Below are 12,915 nucleotides of genomic sequence, written 5' to 3'. Positions count from 1 at the left end.
CAGCTCTCCGGCGGCCAGCAGCAGCGCGTCGCCGTGGCCCGCGCGCTGATCAACCACCCCAAGGTGCTCCTGCTCGACGAGCCGCTCGGCGCCCTCGACCTCAAGCTGCGCCGCCAGATGCAGCTGGAGCTCAAGCGCATCCAGACCGAGGTCGGCATCACCTTCATCCACGTCACGCACGACCAGGAGGAGGCCATGACCATGGCCGACACGGTCGCCGTGATGAACGGGGGCCGTGTCGAGCAACTGGGCGCGCCCACCGACCTCTACGAGAACCCGCGCACGACGTTCGTCGCGAACTTCCTCGGCACCTCCAACTTCATCGAGGCCGAGGTCGACTCCAGCAGCGGCGAGGAGATCGTGCTGAAGGCGGGCGGCGGCAAGCTCGTCCTGCCCGGGGCGCGATGCTCGGCACCCACGTCCACCGGCGGCAAGGTGCTGGTCGGCGTCCGCCCGGAGAAGATCTCCCTCAGCCACGCGGACGACGCCGGCGAGATCCCCGAGGGCCGCAACCGCATCACGGGCCGGATCGCCGACTCCAGCTTCATCGGCGTCTCCACGCAGTACGTCGTCGACAGCCCGGTCTGCCCCGACTTCGAGGTCTACGCCCAGAACATCGACCGCGACCCCCGCCTGGTGCCCGGCGCCGAGGTCGTCCTGCACTGGAACCCGGCCCACACCTTCGGTCTGGACGCCGCCCAGGACGCCGAGGCCGGAGTGGAAGAGGCGGTCTGATGAGCACACTCACCGAGGCGCCACCGCCGCTCGCGCCCGAGGCGCCCGAACCGAAGCCGCCGAAGCGCAGAGGCCGCTTCACGCCGTACTGGCTGCTGCTGCCCGGCATCCTCTGGCTGCTGGTGTTCTTCGCGTTGCCGATGATCTACCAGGCCTCCACGTCCGTGCAGACGGGCTCCCTGGAGGAGGGCTACAAGGTCACCTGGCACTTCGCCACCTACTGGGACGCGCTGTCCGCGTACTGGCCGCAGTTCGTCCGCTCGGTGCTCTACGCGGGCACGGCGACGATCCTGTGCCTGCTGCTCGGCTACCCGCTCGCGTACCTGATCGCCTTCCGCGCGGGCCGCTGGCGGAACCTGATCATGATCCTGGTGATCGCGCCGTTCTTCACCAGCTTCCTGATCCGCACCCTCGCCTGGAAGACGATCCTCGCGGACGGCGGACCCGTCGTCGGCGCGCTGAACACGCTGCACGTCCTGGACGTCACCAACTGGCTCGGCATGACCGCCGGCGACCGCGTCCTCGCCACCCCGCTCGCCGTGGTCTGCGGTCTGACGTACAACTTCCTGCCGTTCATGATCCTGCCGCTCTACACCTCGCTGGAGCGCATCGACGGACGGCTCCACGAAGCCGCCGGGGATCTGTACGCGCGCCCCTCGACGACCTTCCGCAAGGTCACCTTCCCGCTGTCGATGCCGGGTGTCGTCTCCGGCACGCTGCTCACCTTCATTCCGGCGGCCGGTGACTACGTGAACGCCGATCTGCTGGGCTCCACCGACACCCGCATGGTCGGAAACGTCATCCAGACACAGTTCCTGAGAGTCCTCGACTATCCGACGGCCGCGGCGCTCTCCTTCATCCTCATGGCGGCCATCCTGCTCATGGTCACCCTCTACATCCGCAGGTCCGGGACGGAGGATCTGGTCTAAATGCCCTTCGTCGACTGGCTCAAGAGAAATCTCGTCGTCCTCGCGGGACTGCTGACCCTCGGCTATCTGCTCCTGCCGAACGTCGTCGTGACGGTGTTCTCCTTCAACAAACCGAAGGGGCGCTTCAATTACGAGTGGCAGCAGTTCTCCCTGGACGCCTGGAAGGACCCGTGCGGGGTCTCCGGGCTGTGCGGGTCGCTGTCCCTCAGCCTCCAGATTGCGTTGTGGGCGACGCTCGGTGCCACGCTCCTCGGCACCCTGATCGCCTTCGCCCTGGTCCGCTACCGGTTCCGCGCCCGCGGTGCCGTGAACTCGCTGATCTTCCTGCCGATGGCGATGCCCGAGGTCGTCATGGCCGCCTCGCTGCTCACCCTGTTCCTCAACATGGGCGCCCAGCTGGGTTTCTGGACGATTCTCATCGCCCACATCATGTTCTGCCTGAGTTTCGTGGTCACGGCCGTCAAGGCGCGTGTGATGTCGATGGACCCGAAACTGGAGGAGGCGGCCCGGGACTTGTACGCGGGCCCGTTCCAGACCTTCGTCCGGGTCACCCTGCCGATCGCGGCACCGGGAATCGCGGCGGGCGCACTGCTTGCTTTCGCGCTCTCCTTCGACGACTTCATCATCACGAATTTCAACGCCGGTTCGACCGTCACGTTCCCCATGTTCGTCTGGGGCTCGGCGCAGCGCGGAACGCCCGTTCAGATCAATGTCATCGGCACGACCATGTTCGTCGTCGCCGTACTGTTCGTCCTGGTTTCCATGGTCGCCGGAAACCGTCGCAACAGGCACAAGGCATAACCGTAGGGAGTTGACATCATGGCCCCTGGCGCCATGAACCAGTGGACCCGTTCGCTTTCCGACGCCCAGCCGGTCCCGTACTGGCTGGACGACCCCGGCCGGCCCCGGCCCGAACCCGCCCTCACCACCTCCGAGACCTGCGACCTGCTGGTCGTCGGCGGCGGCTACAGCGGACTGTGGACGGCGCTGATCGCCAAGGAGCGCGACCCGCAGCGGGACGTGGTGCTGGTGGAGGGCCGCGAGGCGGGCTGGGCCGCCTCCGGCCGCAACGGCGGCTTCTGCGCCGCCTCCCTCACCCACGGTCTGCCCAACGGCCTCACCCGCTGGCCCGGCGAGATCCACAGGCTCCAGGAGCTGGGCGACCGCAACCTCGACGCGATCGAGGCCGCGGTCGCCCGGCACGGCATCGACTGCGACTTCGAACGCACCGGCGAGATCGACGTCGCCACCGAGCCCTACCAGGCGCGGGAGCTGCGCGAGTGGCACGAGGAGACCGCCCGGCAGGGCCTGGCCGACGGCGTCGAGTTCCTGGACGCCGACGCCGTACGGGAGCAGGTGAACTCACCCACCTTCCAGGCGGGCCTGTGGGACCGCAGGGGCGTCGCCATGCTGAACCCCGCGAAGCTCGCCTGGGGCCTGAAGCGGGCGTGCGTGGCCCTGGGCGTGCGCGTCTACGAGCACACCCCCGCCCTGACACTGAAGCCGTACGGCCCCGGCATGGCCGTCCGCACCCCCTACGGCCGGATCCGCGCCCGCCGGGTCGCCCTCGGCACGAACATCTTCCCGAACCTGGTCAGACGGGTCCGCTCGTACACCGTCCCGGTCTACGACTACGCGCTGATGACCGAACCGCTCACGCCCGGGCAGCTCGACGCGATCGGCTGGAAGAACCGCCAGGGCCTCGGCGACAGCGCCAACCAGTTCCACTACTTCCGGCTGTCCGCCGACAATCGGATTCTCTGGGGCGGCTACGACGCGATCTACCCCTACGGCGGCCGCGTCCGCGCCGAGTACGACGACCGCCCCGAGACCTACGCCAAGCTCGCCGGGCACTTCTTCACCTGCTTCCCGCAGCTGGAGGGCGTCCGCTTCTCCCACGCCTGGGGCGGTGCGATCGACACCTGCTCCCGCTTCTCGGCGTTCTTCGGCAGCGCCCACCAGGGCAAGGTGGCCTACGCGGCCGGGTACACCGGCCTCGGGGTCGGTGCGACCCGGTTCGGCGCCGAGGTGATGCTGGACCTGCTGGCGGGGGAGCGCACCGAGCTCACCGAGCTGGAGATGGTCCGCAGGAAGCCCCTGCCGTTCCCGCCCGAGCCGTTCGCCTGGACGGGCATCGCCCTCACCAAGTGGTCACTGGCCCGCGCGGACGCCCAGGGCGGCCGGCGCAACCTGTGGCTGCGCACGATGGACCGGTTGGGGCTGGGATTCGACAGCTGACCGACCGGGTGTGATCCGGTTCACTCCAAAGGGGTGCCGGAACCCGCGTAATGGCCGGGGGGACACCCCCTTCTCCCTCGTGATGCCCTCCGGACGCCCCGCGCGTCCGTGAGGTTCGCGAGAGAGAAGGGGGTCTTTGACGATGACCGGTGCGAAGACGGCGGTCGAGTGGCTCGCATCCGTCGCGCCCGATCCCGAGGCCTGCCGCTGGGAGTGGGAGCGCAACCCGCTCGGCGTGGCGCTGCTGCCGGCGGGCAGCGCCTGGGACGTGCTCATCCTGCCCGGGGACCTCGGCTACGCCACGCTCGACGTGCTGAGCCGTGTCCTCGACCGGCAGGGTCCCGTGCTCGTCGATTTCGGTGACGCGCGCATGGGCTTCTTCGTGCCCCCGGGCACCGCCGCCCGCTGGCTCGGCACCGGCATCCGCACGGCGGGCGCCGGCACCTGGATCGTCGTGCCGTACCCGGGCCGCTCCTCACCCGGTGGCGTCCGCTGGCTGGTACCGCCCGACGGCTCGGGCCTGCTGACCGATCCGGCCCTGCTGGAACTGGCCATGCACGAGGCGGCGGCGGGGCTGGCGACGCAGAACGACGGTCAGGGCCCCGGTGGTTGAGGCCGTCCGGGCGGCGTCCTTGCCCGGACGGACAGCCACAGCGACGTCAGCAGCACCGAACTCAGACACCAACTGCCCGCCACGTCCAGGGGCCAGTGGTAGCCGCGGCGGACCAGGCCGTAACTCGCGCCGAGGACCAGGGCGACGCAGAGGGTGATCAGGGTGCGGCGGGCCAGGGCCGTGCGCAGCCAGGGGAGCAGCAGCAGGGTGGCGCAGCCGTAGGCGACGGCGGCGGTGGCGGTGTGGCCCGAGGGGTAGTAGCCGGTGCCGGGCGGGACGGCCGGGGTGCCCGGACGGTCGGTGAGCTCTTTGAGCGGGACGACCAGCGCCGGGACCAGGGCCATGAGCAGCGCCCCCGCCGCGACGGGCAGCCACCACCGGTCCACGCCCGCGCGGCGGTGGCGCACGGCGGCGTACCCGAGCGCGACGGCGAGCACCGGGACCGCGACCGGGACGTTGCCCAGGTCGGAGAGGAGTTCGGAGCAGCGGTCCGGGTTCACCAGGACGCGGCTGAGCCGCTCGTCGAGCCGCACGAGCGGGCCGTCGGCGACGACCTGCCAGGTGATCAGGGCGAAGAGGAGGGCCGGAAGGGCGAGCAGGAGGGCGACACAGACCGGGGACGTGGTGCGTTCCTGGGCTGCGGGGTTCGGCATGGGGCACAGCTTGGCACGAGCACCGACGTCCGCTCGCGGCCCCTGCGGAGGATCACGTGGACGACGGGTCACCCGACGACGGCCTCTCCGACGCCCTGGGCCACCACCCGCGCGGAGTCCACCGTCCGGAACGGGACCGGCAACCGGAAGACCCTGATCTGGCTGGATCCCCTGACCGGCCTGCTGCGGCGGGCGGCCGAGGCGGGCCACGGCCCGCACAGCGTCTCGGCACTCACCGAGATGCTCACGAAGGGGGAGCAGAGGGAGGTCGGCCGCCCCGGAACAGGGGGGGTGGTTCCGGGGCGGCCGTCCGGACCGGAACGTCGCGCGCCCCGGGGGGTTTGGGGCGGGCGACCGTCCGATCGGTGAGGAGATCCAGAGCCTCAGGCTCCGGTTGTGTGCGCGAGGGCACGACCAGGTCGAAGCTGGGGAGGCCCCGGCCTGATGTCACCCACAGTCCCCTGCGGGCGGGGTGTATCTCTCATCTGGGTAGAACCTACGACAGGGGCGGGGCGCAGGACAGGCCATGGGGCCGCCTGTCATCCACCTCGCACACCTTCTTCACACGCTCTGCCGCTCGCCGCCCCGGTAGTGGAACCGGGGCGGCTCACCTGCCTCGACGGGGGCTCAGATGCGAGCGCCGGCGGTTCAGATCCGGGAGAACGCCTGCTCGATGATGTCGAGGCCCTCGTTCAGCAGGTCCTCGCCGATCACCAGCGGGGGCAGGAAGCGGAGCACGTTGCCGTAGGTGCCACAGGTCAGGACCAGCAGGCCCTCGGCGTGGCAGGCCTTGGCGAGCGCGCCGGTCGCCTCCGGGTTCGGCTCCTTGGTGGCGCGGTCCTTGACCAGCTCGATGGCGATCATCGCGCCGCGGCCGCGGACGTCGCCGATGATGTCGAACTTCTCGGCCATGGCGCCGAGGCGGGCCTTCATGACCGCCTCGATGTTCTTCGCCCTGGCGTTGAGGTCGAGCTCCTTCATCGTCTCGATCGAGCCGAGGGCGCCCGCGCAGGCGACCGGGTTGCCGCCGTAGGTGCCGCCCAGGCCGCCGGCGTGCGCGGCGTCCATGATCTCGGCGCGACCGGTGACGGCCGCGAGCGGCAGACCGCCCGCGATGCCCTTCGCCGTCGTGATCAGGTCCGGGACGATGCCCTCGTCCTCGCACGCGAACCACTGGCCCGTGCGGCAGAAGCCGGACTGGATCTCGTCGGCGACGAAGACGATGCCGTTGTCCTCGGCGAACTTGCGGATCGCCGGCAGGAAGCCCTTGGCCGGCTCGATGAAGCCACCCTCGCCGAGCACCGGCTCGATGATGACCGCGGCGACGTTCTCGGCGCCGACCTGCTTGCTGATCTGGTCGATGGCCTGCGCGGCGGCCTCCGGACCGGCGTTCTCCGCACCGGTCGGCCAGCGGTAGCCGTACGCCACCGGCACCCGGTACACCTCGGGGGCGAACGGGCCGAAGCCGTGCTTGTACGGCATGTTCTTCGCGGTCAGCGCCATGGTGAGGTTGGTGCGGCCGTGGTAGCCGTGGTCGAACACCACGACGGCCTGGCGCTTGGTGTAGGCCCGCGCGATCTTGACCGCGTTCTCGACGGCCTCGGCGCCGGAGTTGAACAGGGCGCTCTTCTTGGCGTGGTCACCGGGGGTGAGCTCGGCGAGCGCCTCGGCGACCTCGACGTACCCCTCGTAGGGCGTGACCATGAAACAGGTGTGGGTGAAGTCGGCGAGCTGCGCCGACGCCCGCCGTACGACGGCCTCGGCGGAGGCGCCCACGGACGTCACGGCGATGCCCGACCCGAAGTCGATCAGCCGGTTCCCGTCGACGTCCTCGATGATCCCGCCACCGGCACGCGCCGTGAACACGGGCAGCACGGACCCCACGCCCTGCGCGACCGCGGCAGTACGGCGGGCCTGAAGCTCCTGCGACTTCGGACCGGGAATGGCGGTGACGACGCGGCGCTCCTGCGGAAGTGCGGTCATGCGGGGCTCCTGGGGTGGTGCGGATGGTCTCTTACGGACGCTCGGCTTCTTTTCTCGCAGGCTAGGGCGGGGAAAGGGGGGTGGGCATGCTCCATGTGGGCGTTGTCGGCGGAGCGCCTTGTCCGGGGTGGACATGGCAGTCTCGTGCACCGGTGCCCACGACCCGGCCGTGTAAGCGGTGAACTCCCCGCGGGTGGGCGTTAGATTGGCTCGCTGATGGTGGACGGAGCGGCTGGTCAGGGGGCAAGGGCGATGGACAGCGACGGGACGCAGGACGCGCGGGGTACGCATGCGAGTCCCGTGCCGCGCCCGGCAGGGCCCCCGGAGGTGCCGGCGATGCCTCCGCTGCCGCCCCGGGCACCGGCGACGCCGCCGCTGCCGGACGGGTCGGCGTTCCTCGCCTGGCTGCGCGCGCCGCGCCCGGACGCCGCGCCGGGCGTATGGCGGTTCGGGCACCGGCCGCGCCCCGCCGAGGAACCGGAGGAGATCCCGACCCGGCAGCTGCTCAGCGGGGCGCTGATCGCCTTCCTCGTGGGATGGCTGATCTGGTCCCTCTTGCAGAACGGCTACCTCGGCACGTGGTGGTGGGTGCCGTTCGACCTGATCGTTCCCGATGCCTGGCGCGGTGGCGACAGCGATCTCGGGGAGACCGGGACGTTCATCGTCTACCAGGGCTACGAGCTGCTCGTCGCCCTGGCGATCATGGTCGGGGCGGCCCGGCTCGGCCGCTGGGGCGAGGTGTGGCGCCGCTTCGTCACCCCGCGTTTCCGCCGGCCTCAGGAGCAGCAGACCCGTACGGCGCCCGAGGACGACCCGGCCCAGTGGAACGAGCTGCGCGCCGCCGGGGCCCCCGACGCCGCCGAGCGGCTCGCCGCCGAGGCCCGCTCCGGACTGATGCGGGACGTCGACCACGCCCGGATCCTCCGCGCCTGGCAGGGCGTGCGCACCGGACGGCACAGCCTCGCCACCTTCAGCGGCGCCGTGCTCAAGGACGGTGCCGCCGCATGCCTGCACCCCTCCGGGGAGCGCGACCTGCCCGCCCGGCTCGCCCGGCACGACCTCGTGACCGGGCAGGTGCGGCTCGGTACCACCGTGGACGACGCCCGCAACCCGTACGCCTACCGCGGCACGGGCCTCGCTCTCGGGCCCGACCTGCTCGGCACCTCGCTCGTCGCCGTCGGCCCCGCCGGATCCGGCAAGACCGGGACCGTCGTCCGCCCCCTCGCCGAGTCGCTCTGCCTGCACGCCCTCGCCGGGCGCGCCGCCGTGGTCGTCGTCGGGGCGGCCGGCGCCGGGCTCGGTCCGGCCGACGCGTACGACGTGGTCGTACGGATCGGGAACCAGGACTCCGAGTACGACCTCGATCTCTACGGCGGCAGCACCGACCCGGACGAGGCCGCGGCCGTGCTCGCCGAGGCCCTCGTCGGGGACCTCGCCGATCCGCACCCCGGCAGTGACAGCCGCCGGTCCACCACCGTCCTCGCCCAGTTGCTCGGGCCGTTCCGGGCCGTGCACGGACGTTTCCCCTCCGTACCGGAGCTGCGCCAGCTGCTGGACGGGGCGCCGGGGCCGTTCGCCGCGCTGCGCCAGGGGCTCCAGGAGACCGGGCAGGAGTCCCTGCTGCGGGAGCTCGACGCCCGGGAGCGGCAGATGGGGCAGCCCGGGGACGTCGGCGGGGTGCTGGGCGATCGCGTGGCGCTGCTCGACCGGCCCGCCTTCGCCGGGTTCTTCGACACCTCCGGGCAGTCCCGGCCCTTCACGCTCAAGGCCCTCGACCACCCGGTGCGGGTACGCATCGACCTGCCCCAGCGCGGCCACGCCGACGCCTCCAAGATGCTGGCCCGCCTCGTGCTCGCGCAGTTCACGGCCAGTGTCGCCGTACGCGAGGACCGGTCGCTGTTCGCCTGCCTCCTGCTGGACGACGCGACCGGGGTGGTGACGCCCGAGGCCGTGCGCGGCATCCAGCGGTTGCGGTCCGGCAACGCCGGGGTGGTGCTCACCCTGCGGACCCTGGACGACGTGGCCCGGCCCCTGCGCGGGCCGCTGCTCGGGGCCACGGGATGCCGGATGGCGCTGTCGGGGCTCACGCCGTGGGACGGGCAGGACTTCGCCGAGGTGTGGGGCAAGGAGTGGACCGAGGCCCGCGACGTCACCGACCGGCAGATCATCGCGGAGACGCCGGCCGGCAAGGCCGTGCACATGCTGCGCCGGGTGATCACCGGCAAGGCCCCGACCGCGCGGGCGGTGACCGTGCGGCAGGTCGAGCGGGAACGCTGGTCCGCCTCCGAGCTGGCGCACGGCGTACCGGCGGGGCACGCGGTGCTGTCGCTGACCGACGTCAAGGGCGAGCACGCGCCTCCGCTGCTGGTGGACCTGCGGGGCTGACCCTTTCGCACCCGCGGGGGCACGAGGGGACCGTACAGTGAGGCAGAATCGTCACAGGTCGTTCATACGCGGCGGCCAAAAGTCCACAGTGATCACACCGCCCTGACGCAGAAGGCCTCATGCCCCCGACGCTCGCCTCGCTCGTCCACCACTCCGCGCTGAAGCTGACCGTGCGGGCGGGCGAAGACCGCCTCGACGTGCCGGTCCGTTGGGCGCACCCCAGCGAGCTCGCCGACCCCGTCCCCTACATGGAGGGCGGGGAACTGCTGCTGATCACCGCCCTCAAGCTGGACGCCGAGGACCCGGAGGCCATGCGCCGCTACGTGCGGAGGCTGGCCGGGGCCGGAGTGGCCGGCCTCGGCTTCGCCGTCGGCGTCAACTACGAGGAGATCCCCGCCGCGCTCGTCGACGCCGCCGAACGGGAGGGCCTGCCGCTGCTGGAGGTCCCGCGCCGCACCCCGTTCCTCGCCATCAGCAAGGCCGTCTCCGCCGCGATCGCCGCCGACCAGTACCGGGCCGTCACCGCCGGGTTCGCCGCCCAGCGGGAGCTGACCCGGCAGGCCCAGACCGGCGGGCCGGAGGGGCTGCTGGCCGCGCTCGCCGCGCAGGTCGACGGCTGGGCGGCGCTGTACGACGCCTCGGGCGCCGTCGTCGCCACGGCGCCGGAGTGGGCCGTGCGGCGCGCCGCACGGCTCACCGGTGACGTGCAGAAGCTGCGGGACCGTCCCGCCCCGGCCTCCTCCGTGGTCGGCGGCCCGGAGAACGAGGACCGGGTCGAACTGCACACCCTCGGCACCGGCCGCCGCCCCCGTGCGGCCCTCGCCGTGGGCACGGCCGCCGCCCCGGGCACCGCCGAGCGCTACGCCGTCCACTCGGCCATCGCGCTGCTGACCCTGACCACGGAACGCTCCCGGTCCCTCCAGGCCGCCGAGCAGCGCGTCGGCGCCGCGGTGCTGCGCATGCTGCTGGCCGGGGAGCCCGACCACGCCCGTGCGGTCGCCGGTGATCTGTACGGCGGGCTGCTGGACGCGCCGTTCCGGATGATGGTCGCGGAGCGGGTGCCGGTGTCGGCGTCCGCCGCGCTGGCCCGTGCCGAGGCCCGCAAGGGCGCTGCCCCCGCCGAGCGGCAATCGGCCGCCGCGCTCGCCGCGGCCGATCCCGGCGGCGACCCCCTCGCGGCCCTCGCCGACGTCGTGGAGTCCGCGGCGGCCCGGGCCGGCGAGGCCGTGCTGGTGGTGCCGGAGGGGGAGCGGCTGGTGGTGCTGGCCGCGGACGGCGGCGCCGCCGCGGCGGCCTGCGGGGAGTACGCGGCCGCCCTGGAGACGGCCCGGGCCGGGATACGCGAGAAGGTGCCGGGCGGCGAGGACGACGAACTGGTCGTGGGCCTGTCGGCACCGGCCGGGCCCATCGCCGCGTCCGCCGCGTACAAGCAGGCCGAGCAGGCGCTGTCGGTGGCGCGACGGCGCGGGCGGGTCCTCGTCGAGCACGAGCGGATGGCGGCCGGATCGGTGCTGCCGCTGCTGGCGGACGACGCGGTGCGGGCCTTCGCCGACGGCATGCTGCGGCCGCTGTACGAGCACGACGCCACGGGCCGCGGCGACCTCGTCGCCTCCCTGCGCGCCTGGCTGTCCAAGCACGGCCAGTGGGACGCGGCGGCGGCCGACCTCGGCGTCCACCGGCACACCCTGCGCTACCGCATGCGCCGGGTCGAGGAGATCCTCGGCCGGTCCCTGGACGACCCGGACGTCCGGATGGAGCTGTGGCTCGCCCTGAAGGCGGCCACCACCGAGTAGCCAAACCGTAGTGTCCGCGTCCCCCACTGCTACGTCCCGGACAAACGCCGTTCGGCCACCTCGCCCCTACCGTTGGTCCCGCAGCACAGGATCACCCCCGATGCCGAAGGGCCGGAACCCACATGACCGCCACCCACGCCTTCTGGCTCGCCGGCCGCCAGGCCGCCGGCGAGGACACCTTCGACGTCACCTCCCCCTGGGACGGGCGGCTCGTCGGCACGGTGAGCGTGCCGACGGACGCGCAGGTCGAGGAGGCCGTGGCCGCCGCGCACGCCGTGCTGGACGAGTTCGCCGCCACCCCCGCGCACGTCCGGGCCGCCGCGCTCGACCACGTCAGCAAGCGCCTCGTCGAGCGCACCGAGGAGATCGCGCGGCTGATCTCCGCCGAGAACGGCAAGCCGATGAAGTGGGCGCGCGGTGAGGTCGGCCGGGCCGTGTCCGTGTTCCGCTTCGCGGCCGAGGAGGCCCGTCGGTTCAACGGCGGCGAGGCCCAGCGGCTCGACACCGACCTCGGCGGCCAGGGCCGGCTCGCCGTCACCCGCCGCTTCCCCAAGGGCGTCGTGCTCGGCATCGCGCCCTTCAACTTCCCGCTGAACCTCTGCGCCCACAAGGTCGCCCCGGCCATCGCCGCCGGCGCCCCGATCATCCTCAAGCCGGCCCCGGCGACCCCGCTGTCCGGCCTGATCATCGGCGAACTGCTCGCCGAGACCGAACTGCCCGCGGGCTCCTGGAGCATCCTGCCGGTCGCCAACGACAAGATGCCGGCCCTGGTGCAGGACGAGCGGCTGCCCGTCATCTCCTTCACCGGTTCCGAGAAGGTCGGCTACGCGATCATGGACTCGGTGCCGCGCAAGCACTGCACGCTGGAGCTGGGCGGCAACGGCGCGGCCGTCGTCCTCGCCGACTGGGCGAGCGAGGCGGACCTGGACTGGGCGGCGAACCGCATCGCCACCTTCTCCAACTACCAGGGCGGCCAGTCCTGCATCTCCGTCCAGCGGGTCATCGCGGACGCCTCGGTGTACGACCGGCTGCTGCCGCGCATCGTCGCCGCTGTCGAGGCCCAGGTCACCGGCGACCCGGGTGACGACGCCACCGACGTCGGCCCGCTGGTCAGCGAGGACGCCGCCCAGCGCGTCGAGGCGTGGGTCCAGGAGGCCGTGGACGCCGGGGCGCGGCTGCTCACCGGTGGCAAGCGCGACGGCGCCTCCTACGCGCCGACCGTCCTGGCCGAGGTCCCGGCCGGCGTCACGATCTCCTGCGAGGAGGTCTTCGGACCGGTCCTCACCGTGCAGAAGGCGGACGGCGAGGCCGCGGCCTTCGACGCCGTCAACGACTCCAAGTACGGCCTCCAGGCGGGCGTGTTCACCCACGACCTGCAGACCGCCTTCCGCGCCCACCGGGCCCTGGAGGTCGGCGGTGTCGTCATCGGCGACGTGCCGTCCTACCGCGCCGACCAGATGCCGTACGGCGGCGTCAAGCAGTCCGGCGTGGGCCGTGAGGGCGTGCGGTTCGCCATGGAGGACTACACGTACGAGCGGGTGCTGGTCCTCACCGGCATCAACCTGTAGCTCATGAGAACCATTTTC

General features: G+C 72.3%; 11 protein-coding genes and 1 pseudogene. 8 read left to right on the top strand and 4 right to left on the bottom strand.

Going from position 1 to position 12,915, the window contains the following annotated elements; translation table 11 throughout:
• From GTY56_RS32825 to GTY56_RS32805, 5 genes are all read left to right on the top strand, one after another.
• On the top strand, positions 1 to 735 hold a 735-nt coding region (locus GTY56_RS32825), incomplete at its 5' end, for an ABC transporter ATP-binding protein (protein ID WP_161368923.1).
• Positions 735 to 1,664, top strand: a complete 930-nt coding sequence (locus GTY56_RS32820) for an ABC transporter permease (RefSeq protein ID WP_161368922.1) — start codon at positions 735 to 737, stop codon at positions 1,662 to 1,664. The genes GTY56_RS32825 and GTY56_RS32820, both read left to right, overlap by 1 nt.
• Complete coding sequence (locus GTY56_RS32815; protein ID WP_161368921.1) at positions 1,665 to 2,465, top strand: ABC transporter permease; 801 nt, start codon at positions 1,665 to 1,667, stop codon at positions 2,463 to 2,465.
• A gap of 18 nt (positions 2,466 to 2,483) precedes the next feature.
• Complete coding sequence (locus GTY56_RS32810) at positions 2,484 to 3,902, top strand: NAD(P)/FAD-dependent oxidoreductase (RefSeq protein ID WP_161368920.1); 1,419 nt, start codon at positions 2,484 to 2,486, stop codon at positions 3,900 to 3,902.
• A gap of 142 nt (positions 3,903 to 4,044) precedes the next feature.
• Positions 4,045 to 4,515, top strand: a complete 471-nt coding sequence (locus GTY56_RS32805) for a hypothetical protein (RefSeq protein ID WP_161368919.1) — start codon at positions 4,045 to 4,047, stop codon at positions 4,513 to 4,515.
• Here the strand turns inward: GTY56_RS32805 and GTY56_RS32800 are convergent.
• The 4 genes and pseudogenes from GTY56_RS32800 to gabT all read right to left on the bottom strand — a co-directional run bounded on the left by GTY56_RS32800 (position 4,497) and on the right by gabT (position 7,151).
• Positions 4,497 to 5,168, bottom strand: coding sequence for a phosphatase PAP2 family protein (locus tag GTY56_RS32800; RefSeq protein ID WP_161368918.1), 672 nt, complete (start codon positions 5,166 to 5,168; stop codon positions 4,497 to 4,499). The genes GTY56_RS32805 and GTY56_RS32800 overlap by 19 nt on opposite strands.
• 68 nt (positions 5,169 to 5,236) lie before the next feature.
• A complete protein-coding gene (locus GTY56_RS32795) occupies positions 5,237 to 5,416 on the bottom strand; it encodes a hypothetical protein (protein ID WP_161368917.1) in 180 nt (59 codons plus the stop codon).
• A gap of 12 nt (positions 5,417 to 5,428) precedes the next feature.
• Positions 5,429 to 5,653 (bottom strand): annotated as a pseudogene (locus tag GTY56_RS40920) (phosphatase PAP2 family protein); the annotation flags it as partial.
• Positions 5,654 to 5,816: 163 nt separating this feature from the next.
• Entirely contained in the window at positions 5,817 to 7,151 is a 1,335-nt protein-coding gene (gene gabT, locus GTY56_RS32790; RefSeq protein ID WP_161368916.1) for a 4-aminobutyrate--2-oxoglutarate transaminase, read from the bottom strand.
• 252 nt (positions 7,152 to 7,403) lie between these two features.
• Between gabT and GTY56_RS32785 the strand changes: the two genes are divergently transcribed.
• The 3 genes from GTY56_RS32785 (at position 7,404) to GTY56_RS32775 (ending at position 12,897) form a co-directional block, all read left to right on the top strand.
• Positions 7,404 to 9,536 carry an ATP-binding protein gene (locus GTY56_RS32785; protein WP_161368915.1) on the top strand — a complete coding sequence of 711 codons (2,133 nt, stop codon included), beginning with the start codon at positions 7,404 to 7,406 and terminating at the stop codon, positions 9,534 to 9,536.
• Between the two features lie 119 nt (positions 9,537 to 9,655).
• Positions 9,656 to 11,329 (top strand): PucR family transcriptional regulator, encoded by a 1,674-nt coding sequence (locus GTY56_RS32780; protein WP_161368914.1) that lies wholly within the window; start codon positions 9,656 to 9,658, stop codon positions 11,327 to 11,329.
• Between the two features lie 122 nt (positions 11,330 to 11,451).
• Entirely contained in the window at positions 11,452 to 12,897 is a 1,446-nt protein-coding gene (locus GTY56_RS32775; RefSeq protein WP_161368913.1) for an aldehyde dehydrogenase family protein, read from the top strand.
• Positions 12,898 to 12,915: the final 18 nt, after the last annotated feature.

The organism is Streptomyces sp. SID5643 (assembly GCF_009872555.1).
In the GTDB taxonomy this organism is placed as follows: domain Bacteria; phylum Actinomycetota; class Actinomycetes; order Streptomycetales; family Streptomycetaceae; genus Streptomyces; species Streptomyces iakyrus.
The sequence above is the reverse complement of the archived record's forward strand: the minus strand, read 5'-3'. Positions and strand labels throughout refer to the sequence as shown.